Source organism: Actinocrispum wychmicini, assembly GCF_004345645.1.
Classification (GTDB): Bacteria; Actinomycetota; Actinomycetes; order Mycobacteriales; family Pseudonocardiaceae; genus Kibdelosporangium; species Kibdelosporangium wychmicini.
In genome coordinates, this window is sequence record NZ_SLWS01000002.1 from 1,226,025 (window position 1) to 1,245,539 (window position 19,515).

At 66.4% G+C, this 19,515-nt stretch carries 15 protein-coding genes; 6 read left to right on the forward strand and 9 right to left on the reverse strand.

From position 1 onward, the window contains the following. Positions 1 to 30: 30 nt before the first annotated feature. From cs1 to EV192_RS13870, 4 genes are all read right to left on the reverse strand, one after another. Entirely contained in the window at positions 31 to 2,004 is a 1,974-nt protein-coding gene (gene cs1, locus EV192_RS55715) for a clavaminate synthase Cs1 (protein ID WP_243726806.1), read from the reverse strand. Next, positions 2,001 to 3,293, reverse strand: a complete 1,293-nt coding sequence (locus tag EV192_RS13860) for an ATP-grasp domain-containing protein (protein ID WP_132115022.1) — start codon at positions 3,291 to 3,293, stop codon at positions 2,001 to 2,003. The genes cs1 and EV192_RS13860 overlap by 4 nt, the downstream gene beginning before the upstream one ends. A 17-nt stretch (positions 3,294 to 3,310) precedes the next feature. Next, the gene (locus EV192_RS13865; RefSeq protein WP_165960375.1) at positions 3,311 to 4,663 is read right to left on the reverse strand and encodes an asparagine synthase-related protein; all 1,353 of its coding nucleotides are present in this window, start codon (positions 4,661 to 4,663) and stop codon (positions 3,311 to 3,313) included. 172 nt (positions 4,664 to 4,835) lie between these two features. After that, entirely contained in the window at positions 4,836 to 6,503 is a 1,668-nt protein-coding gene (locus EV192_RS13870; RefSeq protein ID WP_132115026.1) for a thiamine pyrophosphate-binding protein, read from the reverse strand. A 1,875-nt stretch (positions 6,504 to 8,378) separates the two neighbouring features. Here EV192_RS13870 and EV192_RS13875 point away from each other — a divergent pair. The 6 genes from EV192_RS13875 to EV192_RS13900 all read left to right on the forward strand — a co-directional run bounded on the left by EV192_RS13875 (position 8,379) and on the right by EV192_RS13900 (position 15,560). Further along, positions 8,379 to 9,371 (forward strand): hypothetical protein, encoded by a 993-nt coding sequence (locus EV192_RS13875; RefSeq protein WP_132115028.1) that lies wholly within the window; start codon positions 8,379 to 8,381, stop codon positions 9,369 to 9,371. A gap of 19 nt (positions 9,372 to 9,390) precedes the next feature. Then, the gene (locus tag EV192_RS13880; protein WP_132115030.1) at positions 9,391 to 10,512 is read left to right on the forward strand and encodes a hypothetical protein; all 1,122 of its coding nucleotides are present in this window, start codon (positions 9,391 to 9,393) and stop codon (positions 10,510 to 10,512) included. 381 nt (positions 10,513 to 10,893) lie between these two features. Beyond that, positions 10,894 to 11,193, forward strand: coding sequence for a hypothetical protein (locus EV192_RS13885; protein ID WP_132115031.1), 300 nt, complete (start codon positions 10,894 to 10,896; stop codon positions 11,191 to 11,193). Between the two features lie 18 nt (positions 11,194 to 11,211). After that, entirely contained in the window at positions 11,212 to 11,586 is a 375-nt protein-coding gene (locus EV192_RS13890; RefSeq protein WP_132115033.1) for a hypothetical protein, read from the forward strand. A 5-nt stretch (positions 11,587 to 11,591) separates the two neighbouring features. Further along, positions 11,592 to 13,643 carry a hypothetical protein gene (locus tag EV192_RS13895; protein ID WP_132115035.1) on the forward strand — a complete coding sequence of 684 codons (2,052 nt, stop codon included), beginning with the start codon at positions 11,592 to 11,594 and terminating at the stop codon, positions 13,641 to 13,643. Positions 13,644 to 13,649: 6 nt separating this feature from the next. Continuing rightward, complete coding sequence (locus tag EV192_RS13900) at positions 13,650 to 15,560, forward strand: hypothetical protein (RefSeq protein ID WP_207926019.1); 1,911 nt, start codon at positions 13,650 to 13,652, stop codon at positions 15,558 to 15,560. Here EV192_RS13900 and EV192_RS13905 read toward each other — a convergent pair. From EV192_RS13905 to EV192_RS13925, 5 genes are all read right to left on the reverse strand, one after another. Next, on the reverse strand, positions 15,550 to 16,416 hold the full coding sequence (locus tag EV192_RS13905) for a hypothetical protein (RefSeq protein WP_243726807.1): 867 nt from the start codon (positions 16,414 to 16,416) through the stop codon (positions 15,550 to 15,552). The two genes, EV192_RS13900 and EV192_RS13905, sit on opposite strands and share 11 nt — an antisense overlap. After that, complete coding sequence (locus tag EV192_RS13910; RefSeq protein WP_243726808.1) at positions 16,416 to 17,183, reverse strand: chromosome partitioning protein; 768 nt, start codon at positions 17,181 to 17,183, stop codon at positions 16,416 to 16,418. The genes EV192_RS13905 and EV192_RS13910 overlap by 1 nt, the downstream gene beginning before the upstream one ends. Positions 17,184 to 17,300: 117 nt before the next feature. Further along, complete coding sequence (locus EV192_RS13915; RefSeq protein ID WP_132115039.1) at positions 17,301 to 18,014, reverse strand: SAF domain-containing protein; 714 nt, start codon at positions 18,012 to 18,014, stop codon at positions 17,301 to 17,303. 103 nt (positions 18,015 to 18,117) lie between these two features. After that, positions 18,118 to 18,435, reverse strand: coding sequence for a hypothetical protein (locus EV192_RS55720; RefSeq protein ID WP_243726809.1), 318 nt, complete (start codon positions 18,433 to 18,435; stop codon positions 18,118 to 18,120). Between the two features lie 539 nt (positions 18,436 to 18,974). Then, positions 18,975 to 19,499 (reverse strand): hypothetical protein, encoded by a 525-nt coding sequence (locus tag EV192_RS13925; RefSeq protein ID WP_243726810.1) that lies wholly within the window; start codon positions 19,497 to 19,499, stop codon positions 18,975 to 18,977. Positions 19,500 to 19,515 lie beyond the last annotated feature (16 nt).

The window sequence follows — 19,515 nt, forward strand, 5'->3', positions numbered from 1 at the left end:
TCGGACGGGCGAGCACCTCGCTCGGAGAAGTCACCGAGGGATGAACGACACTACGTCGCCTGGCTCGCCGGTCCCCTGCATGCGCGCGGGCACGCGGATGTACATCCGGTGCAGCCAGCGGTCCTTGCCGTCCCAACGCGGGGTGAACGGTGTGCGCGCGTGCGTGGTGCGGTAGTTGTCGATGATCACCAGATCCCCGGGGATGAGCTTGATCGACTCGGTTACATCGTCCAGTGCCTTGGTCAGCGCGTCCAAGGCCGTCCTGGCCTCCGCGCTGTCGGGTGAGAGCAGCTCCCGGTCGTAGCCCAGCGTCGGGTCGCCCGGGTCGCCGTCGAACACCTGCACGTTGGCCGCCGGACCACGCTTCTCCTCTGGATCGTCGCCCCGGAAGGCCACGTCCAGGAAGCACGGCATCGGCTTGGCCAGCAGGCTCGCTCTGGACGTCGCGTCCACCAGCGGCAAGGCCCTGCGCACCGACGCGACCAGAGTGGCCGCCTTGTGCTCGTGGTCGGCTCGCGAGCAGGCGAGCATCACGTACTGGGGCTGATGCTGGTGGTATGCCATCTCGGTGTGGAACTCGAGCAGCGTCTCCGAGGTCTCGGATGACAGGTAGTGCGCGTTGGGCGACGGGTACACGTCGTGATAAACGGTCCCCACCCGCAGTTCCCGGTATCCGGTCGGCAGCCCGAGCAAGCAGCCGACGATGGCCAGCCACGCCTCCGCGGCGATCAGCGGCCGGTCCTCCGGCGCCGGGGTGCTCGTCGGCGTCGGCGGCAGCTCGACCTCGACCGGCAGCCCCCGCAGCAGCAGGTAGCCGGCGACATTTCCGTTGTCGCGGAACGACAGCAACCGCTCGCGGATATCAGCCGGGAGGCGCTCGGCGGCCGTCTTGGCGGACGCGAAGTACGCTGGAAGGTCCTGCCTGGGCACCTGCGGCAGGGTTGCTCGCAGCTCGTCAAGCAACCGGTGGTGCGGCGTGAAGTCGATCACCGGGGACTCGAAGGTCGTGGTCACGGCTTTCCCTTTCGGCTCAGCGGTATCAGCCAGGTCGCGGCGGTGTGCCCGGCTGTATTGGTAGAGCAGTTCAGCGCCTATCTCGGCGGCGAGCAGCGCGGTGATGCCACCGGAGTCAAACGGCGGGCACACCTCCACCACGTCGAAAGCGACCGGGTTCAGCTCGCCGATCCCGTCGAGCAACGCGAGCACCTCGCGCGAGGCGAGACCACCAGGGGCAGGTGTTCCGGTGCCCGGCGCGAACGCGGGATCAGCGACGTCGATGTCCACAGACACATACAGCGGCCGGTTGCCGACCACCTCACGGATCTGCTGGGCGATCCGCCGCACAGCCGACTCGCCCGCGCACTGCCATGCGGTCACCACAGTCACGCCCCGCCCACGCGGGTACTCCAGCGAGTCTGGACTGGGATTGTGGCCACGGATGCCCACCTGGATCATGCTGGGTCCGTGGATCAGGCCGTCCTCAAGTCCCCAGCGGAACGGGGTTCCATGGTGGTGCAGTCCCCCGTACACCGGCGGAAACGTGTCGCTGTGCGCATCAAGGTGCAGCACGGCGAGAGGCCCGTGCTTCGCGTGCGCGGCCCGCATCCCTGGCAGTGACAGGGAATGATCGCCACCGAACATGAGGAATGCGTCGTTGGCGCGCAGCAGTTCGGTCAGCGCAGCGGTCGCCGTCTCGATCGCCAGCTCCATGTCGAACGGACTCAGGTCGATGTCCCCCGCGTCGACAACGTCGATCACATCGAAGACGTTCGGGCCCCGGTCGATGCCGGTGCCGTGAATGAGACACGACTCGTGCCGGATGGCACGGGGGGCCAGCCGGGCGCCCGGTCGGTAGCTGGCGCCGCCGTCGTACGGGGCACCCAGGACGACCACATCCTGCCCGGTCGGGTTGGCTACCAACGGCAGCCGCATGAAGGTGGCCACCTGGGCGTAGCGCGGGGAGCTGGTGGCGAGCACCCGCTGGGGTTCCATTGAACCGTTCATGACTGGACCGCGTCCTCGACGACGAAATCAAGGCAAGCAGCGGCCTTGTCTACGGACTCCTGCGCGGCAACACGATCCGAGCCCTTGCAGTAGGTGAACCCCACGCAGGAGGAGTTGTCCATCCGCTGCAACAAGGGGTCGCCGGGTTCGACGTGCAGGAGCATCTCAACACCGAGTACCGCCCGCGCTTCCGCGATGCCATCGATGCGTTTCAGCACACCCCGCTGTTTGGGGTAGAGCATCCGCACAGCGGCACCACCGGAGTGGATCACCGGCTCGATCGTCGGCTTCTCGCCGAGCGCGAGCAGCCACCCGTCGAGTATCGGGCTGCGCCCGGTGACATCGGTGACGAGCATGGTCATACAGCTCGATGGCGTCCTCGGGTTCGCCTCGATGATCCGCCATCCGGTCTCGGTTCGACGCACCTCGGTATGACACGGTCCGTGTCGGTAGCCGATCAGCTCAAGAGTCCGGCCCACCGCGTGGTACAACCGCTCGCGCTCGTCGTCCGCCAGCGGGACTGGGAACGTGTGTCCACATTCGACATATGCCGGGTCACCGAACAGATCCTTCGACGTCACCCCGTAGAAGTGCGTGTGACCGTCCACGGTCATCGTTTCGACGCTAACCTCGACACCCTCGACGTACTGCTCCAGCAACACGTGACCGGCTCTCGGCTGGCCGCGCAGGCTGCGCCGTACCTCGGACAGCTCCTCCCACGCGTCGGCCAGCTGGGCCATGTCATCCACCCGGCGTACCCCGAAACTGATCGCCTCAGCGGGCGGTTTCGCGATCATCGGGAAACCCAGCCGGGCGGCCGCGGCTGGCAGCTGTTCGTGCCCGGTCACCAGGACGTGCGGGATGTTGAACGGCTCATCGCCGAGCGCCACCCGCAGGCGATCCTTGAAGTTGGCGGCTTCCACCGCCGAGGGATCGGGTCCGGGCAACCCGAGCCGCTTGGCCGCGTTGGCCGCGAGCGCGGTGTGGTAGTCCGAGTAGGACGCCAACCCGTCGACAAGAGGTCTGCCGGACTCGTCGGTCACCACGTCGAGTACCGCTCGCAGATCGGTGGTGTCCACATCGAACACTCTGTCCACAGTGGAGATCGGATGGGCGTCCCAGTCGCGGCCGTGGGTGTACCAGTTGCGGTCTCCGATCAGCAGCCACACCTCCAACCCATGCTCCTGGGCCTGGCGCAGCCCGAGGGAGAACGGGTGGTGCAACATGTTCTCGACGAGCGCCAGCCGCTTGCCCGCGAACTGCGAATAGTCGGCCAAGGGTGCTGTCATCGGACCACCTTCACGGTTCAGTTGGCGACTACCTCACGGAGTACTTCCTCGAACGAGACGTCCTCGGGCGCTTCCGCCCGCCCGACAACGCGTTCATGCAAAGCGATCGCCACGGATCGCTTGACGGCCGGCACGTCGACCGCCGCCACACCCGCTCCGAGCAACATCGACGTCCACACGCTGGAGGCGCCGGAACCTTCGTGGATACCCAGCTTCGGCCGGTGCACGGTGGTTTCCGGCAACAGTCCGCGCATCGCTTCCCGCAGCACCCACTTGTCGCGGCCGTGCCTGCGTTTGAGACCGGGTTCGAGCATGGTGAGCAGGTCGAGCACAGCCCGATCCCAGAACGGATGAGTAGTCCAGTGTCCTGCGACACCGGCGAGTACTGGCGACAGTTCGTTGAGCCCTTCGAACGTGCTCATGTCGACCGCGATCACCTCATCCAACGAGTCGAGGCGCCGTGCGCCGCGGTGCATGCCGCCGAGCGGGATATCGGCGCCGTAGCCGGTGAGGATGTGCCGGCCGTCGCCCGGCAACGCCCGGTACAGCACCACCAGCGGTAGCAGGTACTCCAGCACGTCCGGATCGACGATCTCGGCGGCCGCGACCGCCCACGGCAGCTGTCGGACGAGATCCTCGGCGCCGATGCGGAACTCCGCGTGCCGCGTGCCGAGATGCGTGGCCACGATTCGCGCCGCCGGGAACTCGTCACCGGCATCGGTGCCGAGCGAGACCGACTCGGCGAGCGCGCCGACGCCGTGCGCCAGCGCCGCGACGGAACTGGAGTCGATCCCCCCGGAGAGCACCACTGTCGCCCGACGACCATCCACTCGGGACCGAACGGCCTCGTCGAGTACGGCGGTGACCCTGGCGATCGCCACGTCCTCCGGCAGGACGATCCGATGCATCGGTGGCCGCCACGTGCGTATCGCGGTCGCGAAGCCGGTTTCCGGCACCATGGTCACGGCCGTGCCTGCCTGGATGCGGCGCACGCGCGGCAAACCGGGCGCCAGCTGCGTGCCGGGTACCGGCAAGCCGCCGTGACATCCACCCACCAGTGCCTTGGCCTCCGTCGCGAGCTCGATCGCGTCGGTCCCCCAGCGCAGGTACAGCGGCACGGTGCCAGCGTGGTCGGTGGTCGCGACGACAGTGCCACCTTCGACGACCACTGCGGCGAACCGGCCGTCCAGGAGCCGCAACCCGGGGGTGCCGTAGCGCAGCCAGCAGGCGAGCAGCAGCTCAGCGCCGGTCCTCACCCCGTCCGCAGCCGATCCGATGGCCGTGCGCAGTGCAGCTGTGTGGTAAAGCTCGCCCGCGAGCAGCACACCCACCCCGTCGCCAGCGATCGTTGGCGCTGAACCGTCGGTCACTGCCCACCCGCTCCAGGTGACTCCACCATCTGAAGTGGACACGGGGGTCAGCTGGCCCGCTACCATGCTGAGCCGGGGGAGGTCCGGCGCGGAGCCGCCGACGCGGATCGAAAACCCCGTGATCTGGGGGCGCCCCATTCGACTCTTCTCCTTGTGCTGTGGTCGGAGCCGGTCAGATGTCGAGCGCGCCGAAGCCGCTCGCCGAGAACTCGTAGGTGATCGGCACCTCGACGAGGAACGGCCGGCGCAGCTCAAGTCCCTTGCGCAGGGCCGAAGCGAGCCCAGTACGGTCTTCGGCCCGCACCCCCTCGACGCCGTTCGCATTGGCCAGCTGGACAAAATCCACGTTGGTGAAGCCGACCGCGGGGTTGTGTGACCGGCCGTGACCCAAGTTCTGGTAGAGTTCGATCAGGCCGTTACGGCTGTTGTTGACCACAACCATCACGATCGGCAGGTTCAGCCGCGCGACTGTCTCCAGGTCAGCGCTGTTGGAATGGAACCCGCCGTCGCCCGCGATGAGGAACACCGGCTCGTTGGGACGCGCCAACTGCGCCGCCATCGCCGCAGGCAAGCCATAGCCGAAGCTGGAGCAGCCGGCGGAGGTGAGGAAGCCGTACGGCTGGTCAGCCTTGGCGAACAGCACCCCGTAGTGACGGAAGTAGCCGATGTCGCTGACGAACGTGCCGCCTTTCAGCACCGAGTTCATCGTGTCGATGACCTGGTGCACTCGCATGCCGTCCGAGTAGTCCTCGGGATCGGCGAGGAACTCGGCGATCCGCTGCCGCAGTTCGGTGATGTCGTGCGGTTGCCGTGGCGCCAACCCGGCAGTGCGCGACTCCAGGCCGGCCAGGAAGCTGGCCGGGTCGACGACAACATCGAGGTCGGGCCGGAACACGCGGGGAATCGGGTTGTGGGTCGCGGAGACGCGCACGACGGTCTTGGGCACACCCCTCGACCACATCGACGGGCGCAGGTCCTCCGCGTAGTCGTACCCGAGCGTGATGACAAGGTCGGCAGGCCCGAACAGGCTGTCCAGCGCGGGAAACCCGAGGATGCCGTCCATGTATCCACTCACCGCGCCATAGTTCAGCGGATGGCGGGAAGGCAGCACGCCTTTGGCCGTATAGGTGGTGATCACCGGAATGTGGAGTCGCTCGACGAAGGCGCGAAGGGCTTCCACCGCTTCGGCTCGGATCGTGGCGCTGCCCACGACCAGCACGGGGTGCGCTGCCCGTTCCAGCGAGGAGACGACCAGCTCCAACTCGGCTTTCCAGTTCGAGTCCACCACACCGCGCACACGCGAGGACGGAACAATCGGTGTGACCGGCTGCGCACACTCGGCACCCAGGAGATCCACCGGCAGGCTGAGAAAACTCGGACCGAGCGGTTCGACGCTCGACGCCAGCACCGCCGAGTCGACCAGATCGACAATGTCTTCGGGACGCGCCAACTGCGCGGAGAACTTGGTCAGTGGCGCCATGACAGCGACGGTGTCAACGCACTGATGGGTGTCGTTTGGGAAGTAGTCGTACGACTCCGACTGAGCGGCGAGCGCGATGACCGCACTTCGGTCCAGCCTGGATGTGGCAACGCCCGTGGACAGGTTGGTCGCGCCGGGCCCGAGCGTCGCGAAGCAAGCCTGCGGACGATTGGTCAACCTGGACAGCACATCGGCCATGACACCCGCGGTGAACTCGTGCCGGGTCAGCACGAAGTCGATGCCATCGATCTCGTCGAACAAGATCGCCGACGCCTCCCTGCCGACGATTCCGAATACGTGCCGCACACCGTGGTCACGTAAGCGGGCAAGCATGAGTTTGGCTGCGGTGGACGACGACATGTGACGACTCCCCGTTCGGACGTAGACGGGTCAACCAGCCGGACGATGCCAGTTCAGTCGCTGACCGTCCGCAAATCCAGGCATCTGCCGTCCCGTGCATAGGTCACCACCGGCGCGCATAGCGCGTTTCCGCTGATGCATGAGGAACACATTTTATCCATCCATAATGGACAAATCTGGCCTGCGTCGACATTGCGCTTGGCGAGAACCTCGTTCGCGTCTGCATCAGTTCCGCCGGCCCACAGGGTCGCTGTATCCGAGGACGCGACCACCTACGTGTTCTACCAACTGACAGGCTCGCCCGCCGAGTGGCCCGGCCGGCTGGTTGTCCTGGACGCCGCCACCGGGCAGACCCGCCCGCTTGGGGGGAATCCAAGGGCAGCAAGTTCGCGCTGAGCGGCGACAGGAAATGGGTCTACTACACGGTCCTGACCGACTACTGCCGCGACAGCCCCCAACCGGCGAAAACCAGCACCACCCCCGGAGCGACACCCACAGTGTTGTACCCCTACTCCTGTACCGTGCAACAGGATGCTTACTCCGCCGATCGGACAGGACGATTCCTCAGCTTCCACCAATGGTCCGGCGACCGCACCAACAGTTTGGTGATATTCGACTCCACCAGCCAGCAATACCTGGCCATCCCCCCGGCCGCGGCCACCACCAGCCTCCAATACCTTCAGGTCACCCCGGACGGGACCACAGCAGTCACCTCCGGAGATTGCAGCTTCCCCACACAATGGTGTGGCGGCGTCTTCACCATTTCATTGACCGACTGGGTCCGATCCAGACAGACCAACTAAGAGTTCCCGAGCGGATCAGCGACTTCACCGCACCACCACCCGAACGGCGCCGGCGCCGGACGATCGGCAGCATGGCGGACCTGGTCGACACCCAGTGGCGTTCGAGCGATCATCGTGCACCACACCACCTTGAGCGGAGGTCTGCATGAACCCGAGGGTGCGACCGCAGATCGACTGGACTGGCTGCGGCGCTGGGACGCGCAGCAAGAGGGCAGGTCAGGAAGTGTTGTCCCCACACACACGGGACTGTTCCCCTGTCGCAGCAAGGGCTGGGTGATCTGATCGAGTTGTCCCTGCGGACGCGGGGCTGTGTCGGCATCTCCTACCCAGGGCGTCCAGCCGACGACCGCTTGGGCAGGGGCAGGACAGCGGTGACCTCGTGGCATCAACTGTCGTGTACTCCCGGTGAGGCCGACCGGACGTGATCACCGGATGCGTAGCGAGTCCGGGCGCCTCCGACCTCGGGACTCAGTCGAGCGGCTTCCTTGATCTGCTGGCGGCAGCCCGACCCGCCGAGGTGTGGCTGACCACGGCCGAGGAGTTCGCCGGTGTCCAGTTATTGACCAATTGTTGGTCTTGTAGCCGAGATCCGGGAAGAACGACACTCAACATCGCGAGGCCGTCGCTCGGCAGTCTCGCACCGAGGCACTGTCTGTTGCCCAGATGGGTGCTCGGATCAAGCGGTCGCCCGTTGCAGCGGGCGACCGCTCTGCTCATTGACTGATTGCCAGCAGCACGCGGTAGCCAGTCGTGAAGGACCGCGCCCTGGATGGCACGTCTTGCCCCTTCCTCTCGCCGGCGGCATACGCGACAATCGCCGTGTACCACCGCGCTCTCGGCTGCTGCAACGGGCGAGAGCGTCGCGACACACAAATATCCCATCTGGGCCGCTGTACAGGAGACCTTCCTATGGTCACGCCTCCCACGACCGGCGCACGCCGGCCGCTACTCGCATTCGCCAACCCAAGCATCGCGGTCGACCATGTGTGCCCGGTCGGCCGCATCACGGCCTACGTCCGCTGCGCACCAGCTGGACCACCGCCGCCCACCCGGTGACCAGATTGCTTTCGCGGTGAGCGTTCCCGTGTCGCAACTCGTCGAAGAACTGAAGGTGCTGCGCAGAGGGCGGGGCATCCTGGCGAGCGCGATCGGCGACCGGATCGGCCCGGCCCTGCGTGCCCTGACCGGGTCGTCTGGCGAAGACCGGGCGCCGGACGTTCGACGCAAGGTCGCCCAGTCGCTACTGCGCTGGGCCGAGGAGCTGCCACACGACCTGCGGGTGGTCGCCCTGATCGCGTTCGGCGTGGCCGAGGACGGCCGGCTGCCGTACTACCAGGACCGCGTGCGCCTAGCCTGCGCACACCTCGATCGCGACGAACGCGCCACACGCCGGCGGATTGACGACGCCATCGAGCGACTCGCCGAAGTTGCCAGCGCCGTACCGGTCCAACCTAACACCCCGATTCGGGAGCCAACCGCCAGTTGGCACACCGAAGAGCTGAACACATCCCTAGCATTGGACCTGCCAACGCCGGAGGTTTTCGAGACCCGCAGGATCGTGGCCGACGAGGACAACCTCGATCACGTCGACTTCGCGTTCACACTCACCGCGGACCCGCGCACCGGCACCGCGCGAACCAACGACCTGGATATCGACATCTTCCACGGCGGCCGGCTGGCCACGGTCGTGATGGAATCCGGCGAGCGGTACGGCTTTCGACTCGTACTGCCGAAACCTTTGCAGCGCGGGGAGTCGCACCAGATCTGCCTGCGGTTCCGCCTACGGGACAACAAGCCCATGCTGCCGCACTACGTCTGCGTACCTCGTCACCGCTGCGGCCAGTTCACTTTGCGGGTCCGCTTCGACCTGGACCACCTGCCCACCGGCGTGTGGCGGCTCGCGCACGCGTTCCAACGCGACATCGAGGACCCGCTCGCCGTCCGCGAGCCCGTCCAGGTGGATTCCTCCGGGGAGATCCACATCCGGTTCCAGGAGCTCGTCCCTGGCCTGGCCTACGGAGTGCGCTGGACCGGCTCGACATACGACGGTCTGCAGACGCACTAGCCCACAAGGGAGCGTCGTCATGACGTGGTGGATCATCGGCGCAGCAGCCGCCGTCGTCCTGCTACTGCTAGTCAGGACACGAGTCACCACGACCCGTCAACCCCCCGCATACCAGCCCGGTCACGCCCCCACGCCGGTGGATCAGAATGCCCCGGCCACCGTCCTGGAACTGCTTCACCGCACCCTGACCAACAAGGACTACACGGCTAACGCGATCACGCTGATGACCAGTGGATCCAAGGCGGTATCCCGTATCCTGCTGTGTCTCGCGGTCATCCTCGTAGTCATCGTCGGTGTGGTTGTTGGGCTGGCCTGGCTGCTCGCGCCCACTCTCGGACCGGCCGCCGCGATCGGCGGCGGGCTGGTCGTGGGCGGCGGTACGGTCTGCGCGAGCCGCGCATTCTGGAGGCGCTTCTCGCCGACCCAACGGTCCACACGGGAGCATCGGCCCGCACAGGCCGGACGGGAGAAAGCCGGGCCGGCGGTCCATCGCACGATCATCGCTGTCGACATCGAAGACTTCGGCGACCCAGCACGGACCCTCCCCCATCAACTCGGCACCCGCGCCGGCCTGTACACAGTTGTCGAACAGGCGCTGTGCGCCGCCGGAGTCCTGTGGGACCACTGTCGCGTCGAAGACCGCGGCGACGCGGTGTTTCTCCTGGTGCCACCCGATGTTCCCAAAGAATCGCTGGTCGACATCGCCCCCCAGGCGTTGGCCCGTGCGGTCCGCGCCCACAACAACACCAGTCACGACCGCCAACGGTTTCGACTGAGGATGGCCGTGCACACCGGGGAAATCGCCTTCGACAACCACGGCGCCACCTCAACCGCGGTCACCACCACCTTCCGCCTGCTGGACGCACCACCGGTCAAACAAGCCCTGTGTCGCTCATCCGGTGTCGTCGCGTTGATCGTGTCCCAGAGAGTGTTCGACGATGTCGTTCGGCACTCCGCAGTCATCGACCCAGACATGTTCCGACCTGTCGAGGTACACGTGAAGGAGATCCATGAGATCGCGTGGGTGGCCCTGCCTGACCAGTCCGATCCTGCCGACCTCACCGTGCTCGACCACACAACCGGCACCACAGGCCATCCCTCCGCAGCAATCGATCCGGGTTCTCACCGCACCCAGGCTTGAACCACCGATTCCAGAGAGTTCCGGAATACGCCACAACGGCCGCGCACCGGACCGTCACTGGTAAGCGGTAGTGATCCTAGGCAGAGTTTCCGAATCAGGCGCGCCGACTGATCAACGGGATGTGAGACGCGCTCAACCTCGCCCACGGCCCGAACTGGGACCATATGGCATACCGTCAATCGCCCTGTTCCTCAACGGACTGGGCATCGACGGCCCAACGGCCGTGCCAGGCCCTCGAAAGCTCCGCCGAACTCGTGCCGTGCTCTGCCGTGTGGACCAAATCGTTACAACGTACGGCCGTAACAGTGACCTGGGTCACGTCGACCCTGGGGCATGGGATTCAGAGAAGATTACGCCGCGGCGTTGACGAATGAGCTCGGCGTGGATGTCGACGGTGATTCGGTCGGTGATTCCAGCGAGGTGGTTCAGCAGATCGGGGCGGTCGAGGACTATCTGGCCGACCTCGACCAGGCCGACGTATCGACCCTTGACGCCGTCGCGGAAAGCGGCGTGGACATGTCCACGCTGCTGGACGAGGACGGTCAGAGTGTCGACGTCCCGGGTGGGCAGTTACTGACGATCGCCGCGACTGCCGAGTTGCCGCTGAGCACCGTGATCGGGGTGGCGCGCGACAGCTATACCGCGGCATTGGAAGCCAATCCCGACGAAGCGAACGCATGAGTGATGGAGGGGTGACGAATGGCCACTACGTGGGAGAGTTTCGCGGCGTGCATTGAGGCCCGCGGCACCGAGGTGGGGCAAGTTGTCCGCGATATCGCCGGGAAGGCATTCAATGACGCGACGGACAAGGCCATGGCGTTCTGTGAGGCGCTGGTCGACTGGTGGGATCGCCTGGATCCGCGGGTGAAACGGGTCGTGGGCGGCGCCGCGGCGATCGGTCTCGCCGCAGGCGGGACCCTGGCCGGCCTGATCGCGAAGGTGATCATCACCGAATCGTCGGTGGCCCTGCTCGCCGAGGCCGGGGCCGAGGTGGCGTTGGGTCTGGTCGTGATCGCCGCGTCGTTCGCGCTCGGGGCCTTCGTGACCATGGCACACGCTTGCGTATTGGCGTGAATGCCATGGCTGACGATTTTGTCGCGGGCGTCGGCCCGTTGTTCGGGCCCGATTTCGTCGAGGTCGTCGCGAACGACGACACCGGCAGGCAGTACACCCTGCAGATCTATCCCGACGCGCACAATCCACAACTCAAAGCGGCCGGTCTGCCGACGCAGTACTATTTTCAGCCGCAGCGTGTCTATCTTGCGAAGAAGGAGACCTCGCCGGCGGACTTCGACTTCGGGATGACCGTCTTCAAGGGTCTGGCCACTGGCGAGACCACCTTGGGGATGGGCTCGGTGGAGACGGTCGACGGCGCGGCCGAATCTGGCGGCGGATTCTGCTCGTTCACCACCACGTTCGCCATCCCGGACAGCGTGCTGGCGCACGCGGTGGAGAAGCTGAAGTCCGGCGACCACACGTCGGCGGCCGAGCGGATCGCCACCTATTTCAACTACGAGCCCGGTGCGCCCGAGCCGCGGCTGGGGCTGGTGCCGGTCGCGGAGAGCTCGGTGACCATCGCGGTGCCCGACCTGATCAAAGCCACCGACGGCACCAGGACACCCATGTACATCAGCGCCCAGTCCACTGGGAAAGGCAGCATCGAGCAGCACGGCTACTGCTCGTTCCTCGTGACGTGCAACCAGTTCGCGGCTGGTGCGATCGCGGGCAGCCTGACCAAGGGAGTGTCACCGTTCGTCGTCACCAACAACCTCAAGGAGATGTTCTACGTCAACGGGATCACCGCGACCGTGCACGTCGACGTGGACAAGGTCTACGACTCCTTCTCCGCGGCCGGCGAAGCCGGGTTCGGGTGGTTCGACTCCATTTCCGCGAGCTACGCCTGGAGTGAATGTCTCACCAACGGCGATATCACCACCGAGATCGAGGAGAACGGCACCGCGCTGGACCCGAAGCTCAAGGACTGGGTTGAGCAGAAGGTCGAGGACATGCGCAAAGCCGCCATGGAAGTCGTGAAGGCGGAGATTTTCGACTGGGATCCGGGCAAGACCGACTCACAGGCCACAGCGGACCGGGGTTGGTGGTCCAGCGTGTTCGGCGGCGCGTCGGTGTCGCTGAAGGCCGATCATCAGCGGCGCGGCATCAAATACGACCAGACAATCATCCTCAACGAGACCATATCCGTCGACCAGGCGGTATCAGGTGACCTCAACGACCTCGAACCGGCCGTCAAGGCGAACCTCGGCAAGTATCTCGCCATCGTCGATATCGGGCAGTACTTCCAGAAAGTGCAGGTCGCGGCCACCTGTGCGGTGAACTTCAGCGAGAAGCTCCCCGACGGCACCGAGCTGCGCGATCCGATCGTGTCCGTCCAACTCGAAGCGGGCTATCCGGACTACAACGACCCGCAGGCGGACGGCAAGCCGAACCTGCGCGTCCTCGGCCAGGGCTTCCACTACACCTTGACCAGCAAGGATCCCAAGGCGGCGATGCAACCGGCGATCTGGACCGCGGACAATCCCAAGGACATCGTCAGCATGTCCTGGCTGCGGCTGGACGACGACCTGGACGGCTGGCCGAAGGACCAGGTCATGCTGCGCCGCCGGCTCGTCTACGACGGAGACGACCCGCGGGTGAACCTGTCCAGCGCGGTCGCCGCGCCCGGCGGCGGCATGGTGGTGGCGGAACTGGTGGAGCCGGCGACCACGGACCACGTCCCGGTGCTGACCGTGGCGCAGGTCGGTTATGTCTTCGTCCGGTTCAAGATCCGCGACCTGCCGAAGTCGAACATCACCGTGACGATCACCCCGACGATCGGCACCGACACGTACCCGCCGGTGGTCGTCACCAGAGCCAATCTCACCAACGCGCTCTGGGAGGTGTTCTCGGACAAGTACTTCGACGTGGACTCGATCAGCCTGACGATCTCGGTGGACGTGTCCGGGCCGAACTTCACCGACGACCCGGTGACCTACAGCACGGAGCAACCGGTCACGGTTCCGGTCCCCAAAGGACGGATCAAGTACCTCAGCCCGCTGCCCGTGGCGTTGCCCAAACCGCCTCCCGACAAGGTGGATGTGATCAACCAGTACATTCACGACACGGCTGGGTGACTCATGGTGAACGAGTTCAGCACCCGGCTCGACGGCTTCGCCAACCAGTTGGTGCAGCTGGTCGGCGAAGCCGACAGCCAGGCACCCAACCTGCCCGACATGACCACGCGGGTCGGCAACATCTTCAACGACGCCACCAATCCCGTCGTCCAGTGGTATCTGCCGGACTTCGCCCTGCCGACGGAGAACCCGAGCTTCGCCTTCGACGCGAAGCAGTCCGGTGTGGACGCAGCGGGCGATCCCTTCAACGAGGCCACGGTGACGTTCGCTTTGCGGATCAACGATCCGGACGACGTCACCGCCGCCCGGGCGGACAATCCCGAGATCGCCTTCCAGCCGATAGCGACCTACTTCACCTCCGTCACACTGGATCTGGTTCGCCGCGCGGCGGATGGCTCCGACGAGACGCTGAACGCGCTGGCAGTCGCTGAGCAGGTCGATCAGTCGAGTGTAACCGTCACGGTGTCGTTGACCGGTCCGGACGTCGTCGTCGCTTATGACAACCTGCTCCAACGCGGCGTCGCCACAGTCACCTTGTATACAGCGTACACGGCCGTGACACCGCGCGCCGACTGGGAGAAGCAAGCCGATGGTGCGGACTACAAGTGGGTGACCGAGGGAGTTCAGACAACGATCCCCATCGGTGCCACCTTCAGCACAGACACCTACCGTTCGCGTTACACCATCACCGCGGACGGCATCACCCGGGTCATCATCGACACCAACGACCTCAAGGACTTCGCCCGACAACGGTCCGAATACCGGGAACTCACGTCACTCGGGCAGGTCTCCCAGAAGTATCCGTCGCTTCGGCACCTGTTCTTCGGACAGGTCAGCGGCACGGTCGTGGCTGTTCCGGCGGCGTACGGAATTGTCCGCTCCAGCGCTGGAACCAGCGCGCGATGCGAGGCGGTCGTCGACGACTCGCCGGGCACGCTCTCCGGATGCCGGTTCAAGTTCGCTTTCACGCTCGCGCCAGCCGTCGACCCTATTGACCTTGTGCGGCTGTCCGCGGACGTCGCCGCGATACCCGAAGCCAAGAACCGCACCCTCCGGCTCGCCCTGCCCGCCGGCCTTGATCCACGGCACCCGCCCGACCTGACCGGGCTGTCGCCGGCCGACGCCGCGGTCATCGACGGCACGGAACCCCAGACGCTGCTCCTCACCGCGACCATCGCCGACCGGGACACCACACCCGCGATCACCGACGTCAACGTGTTCCTGCACGAGCTGGCCGCCAGGACCGCACCGCTGGCCGGACAGGTCGCGGTCCGGCTCGACGACCGCTACCCGGCACCGGTCACCACCGACGCGGTGCTCAACCTCAACACCACCGTAGGCACCGACGACATCACCGTGTCCGGCGACGAGGACTTCACCAGCCTGGTCGTCGCTAATCTCGGACCGCTGGACCTCAGGCTGACCGCGGTGGCCGACGTCGGACCCACCACCGAGTTCGGTCAGTCACCGCTCGACATCCGCCTGGCGACACACCAGACCACCCGGGTCGACAAGCCCAACGGCGGGACCATCATGTCCACTCCGGTACTGCGGCGCTGTCTTGACATCACGCCGCCACTGGCACCCGCAGACCTGTTCCGTTACGTCGAACTGCACACGCTGACCGTGCAGTCCACCCAGCATCCGTTGAGCTTCAACGCCACCAGCATCGACTTCGTCGCGGCCGACATCCGCCAGCTCGACGTGACAGTCTCCCTACGAGACCTGCCAGCCGTACGAGTTCAGCCCTTCACGCTGACCCGCGATCACCGGATCGACTCCGTAAACGTCCAGGTCCCTGTCGACGCCGCGCTCCGCGGCCTCACCGCGACCGTTTCCATCACCGTCGACCAGACCCGTCGCATCGTGCTTGACCACGACTTCCTCGATCAACCCGTCATGATCATCACAGTCTGATGCAGGTCGAACGTCGCCAATCCCGTCGAACCCGCAAGGTGCCACCAGTGATCAGCACGTTCTTGCGCGCTCGCACCAGCGCGCGCAGGAACTGCTCTAGGCCGGGATCGATGGTGCCGCGAGCGCGCAGCTCGGGCAGCGTGACGGTGAGGTAGCCGTGCCGGCGGATCGACAGCGCGCTCACCCCACCCGCAGTCAAACCCATCACCGCGAACAACCTCTCCCCGCCGGGCAGCTGGAGGTTGACCGCCGGGGAGCCGTAGTCGAAGCGGCGTTCCTGGCTGGACGTACGGGCCGCCAGCAACCGAATCAGGTCGGTCAACTCCTCGTTCGACGAGGCGATCGGCGCGACCCGGGCCCGGCGGCCGTCGGCGTACTGCACGAACACCCGGTCATAGCGGTTGGCGTTGATCGTCTCCACTGTCGGGTCGTCCAACAACGGCTGCAGGCCGGCCATACCGAACAACTCGTTGATCACCTCGGCGATCACCCGTAGTTCGACCTCCCGGCCGACCAGGGACCGGTTGTCCATCAGCTCGTTCTCGCTATGCGCGGCGACCGCCTCGTCCAGGATCGCCCGCGCGAGCTCGCGACGGGCCTCCCGGGCGACCGGGGCACCGGTGCGGCGCTGCTGGGCATCCACCCGCAACGGCAGCTCGGTACCAAGGGTGTCGCGCAGGTGCTGGCGCAGCCGCCCGACCGTCTCGGTGGCAGTCACCGGCTCCACGCCTCCCGGTGTCGGCAGCGGGATCGGCTGCGCCCAGCTGGGGTGACCGGGCACGGCCGTCGGTTGCCAGCCGGGCGGATGTCCATGCTGGTGGTTCGGGCGCAACGACTCCGGCGGTGGATGGGTCATCACTCGTACCCTCCACGTGAGCCGTTTTCCGCAGTCGGCGGTCGGGGTGTTGCGAAGCGCAAGCCGTTGGTCGAGACCGGGTTGGCGGGCACACCGGGCACCGCGCGCAGCACCGGCATCGGCTGGTTGTTGGCTGGTACCTGGCGCGGCACCACGGGAGCCTGCGCTTGTTCGGCGATGAGCACGTTCGCGACCTTGTGCGCGATCTGCCCCAACGCCGAATGCGCCGGTCCGCCACGGCGCCATCGCAGCGTGCTGGGCCGCCCGCATAACACGGCCGCACCGTGTGGATCGTCGGGAACACGGCCCAGCGGTAGCACACCGTGCTCGCGGGCTACCTCCGCGGTGGAGTACCCGTCGCCGACCAGCAACATCGCCGGATGCGCGGTCCACCGGCCAATCGCCGGCAGCCGACGGGCCAGGTGCGCGAGGTCGTCCGCGTGCGCACGGGTCAGCAACACCATCGCGTCGGCCGAGCGCACGATCGGCATCGCCGCAGACCCGGCGTCGATCCGGCCGCAGTCCACAATCACCGCGGCCTCCGGCGCGTTCGCGGCTGCCCGCAGGACACCTGCCCCGGTGGCCGGGTCGGCCAGCGCGGACAGCGCCGCCCGCGCGCGGTCGGCGTCCGGGGGCGCGGCCACCGCCGGCAGCCCGCCCGGCAGCTCTTGCGTGTGCCGCCACAGCAACGCCGGGTCATCGCTGCGCCGGGCGGCTACCGCCAAGCTCACCAGCCCTGGCGCCGATTGCAGTGAGAACCGTGTCACGATGTCCCCGCCGGACGGGTCGGCCTCCACCAACAGCGCGCGGGCGGTCGACGGCCAACGCGACCGAGAACGTGGTCGCCCCCGGCGACCCTTTCACCGACAGCACCGCCACCAACATCACTGACCACCACCCGGGAGCATCACGATCGACAACTGCCCTGCGGGAACGGCGGCGATCTGGCGGGCGGCGGCCTGGCTCAGCTGTACCGACACCACCGTGACCTGCTGGTTGGCAGGATTGGTCACGCTGGTCACGACCGCCGGCCACACCGCAGTGGAATCCGGCGTCGGCGGGGTCGCGAGGACGGCGCCCGACAGGCCGGGCACGAACACCACCAACACGTGACTGCCCGGCGACACCTCCACCGGGAACTGGCCCGCCTTCAACGACAACGCCGCAATCGCCTGCCCCGCCTCAGGGACACCAACCCCGCTCACCGCGTCAAGGGTCAGCAGCGCACCGGCGGGCAAGCTCTCCGACATCGTCCTCCCCAGCACACCGGCCGCCTGGCTCGCGTCCACAACAGACACTCCAGGGTCGACAGCGACGGAGGCTTCCTTGAGATCCTGCGCGGCCAGTACCTGCCCAACCGCCACCGGCCGCGCCAACGCCAAGACCGTTTCCCGGTTCCCAGAGTTCAGCGACACCACCAGGAACGCCGCGGCACACGCCACCACCAACAGAACACCCAGCAGCAAGTGCGGGAGGCTGCGCCGCCGTTTCGTACCGCGCAGCCGCGAGGCGGGCTTCTTGCCGTCCGCGACCCACGGATCGCTGGCCGACCTCGCGGGTCGGTCCGTGTCCGGCTGAGTCGCGATGTTGATGGTCACGCCGGTACCTCCTCCAGACATGGGGGTAGTGCGCCGCGTCGCCACGATTCGGTAGCGAGCAGACAGACGAGTCAGGTGTTTGTGTTGTTATGAAGGAGGTGGCTCAGCCGCCGCCGTTGTTGAGAGCCTGAGACTCGGCGACACGGAAGACCGCGTTGCCGGTGGTAGTCAGGTCCGGGAACGTTCCGCCTTGGCCCGCGCCCGCCCAGGTGACTGTCCAGTGCACCGTCGCGGCAACCGGGAAAACTTGCTCTGCCTGTCGTGCGGACGAGGTGCGGTAGGTGTGGCCGCAGTCCGGCGACGACGCCTTCGGGTCGCTACCGGTCCGGAACGGCGTGCCCGCACCGGTACACGTCACCGTGCTGCCGTCGCCCATCGACCACGACACCGACGCCGGCGTCGCGGTGGCTGTCACTGACACGCCCGGCACGGAGGCCGTCGCCGACACAGGGCCCCACCCGCTCGACAACCACAACCACGTCGGCAGGTTCACCAATTGAACGCCAACCGGATTCGCCGCGATCGCCGGAGTCGGCAACCGCAACCGCTTACGCGCCAACTCAGCGACCTGAGCTGGTGACAAGACAGGCACGGGGTTCTCGCCTGCGGGGATCCACACCGGTCCGTAACCGTTCTTCCCGTCAGCCGAGCACAGGACGAAGAACCATCCGCCTGCACTCGCCGATTGGCCGGAGGGTGGCGGTGGCGGGTTGTCCACAGGCACTGTCTTACAGGCAAACGGATCCCAATCCGAGTTATCCCCACCTCCGGAAGACCCAGGGGCTTGATGACCGCCCAACGATGAACCGCCGCCATGACCTGAGCCGACGTTGATGTCGCAGGCGGGGGATGGAACTTGACTGCAGCTTGTAATACCCCAGCCATCGGCCAAGGCGGTTGTGGTACCGCCAAGCACGCAGATCGCGATGCTCGCCGGAACGATCGCCAAACGTCGCACGGTCAACACGTCCCCAGGTCGTGCACGCCAAAGTCGGAGACTCGCCACACACCGTCGACCTGCCTCTCAACGATGGCATTGATCAACCGGCGGCCACCGGGAGTATCGGCGAGCTGTCCATTGTCCGCCCGATACTTCAGCCACTGTGACGAGTCACCACAATCGGAGACAACGATCTTGCTCGGATTGTCGGAGGGATCGACCGAGCTCACGGTAGGATTCAAGATCGGCTGGCCTTTAGTCACCAAGCCGCTGTCGCTATCCGTGCGCAGCCCGTGCGTCAGGTTCGTCAATGCGATCCCAGTCGCGTGCTCGCCCAGCTTCGGGGACTGCCAGTCCGATGTCGTCCCGGCGGAGACGAAGTCCTGCCACATGCCGCGGTACGACGCCAGGGCATCCTGCTTGGCCCTGTCCACAACGGACAAGGCGGTGGTCGAGGCAACCGAGGTTGGCGCCTGCACAGTCGGCTGCACCGTCCCGGATGGAGGGTTGCTCGTCGTGCCGGAACCGCAGGCTGGAACAGCCATCAACGCAACTCCGGCA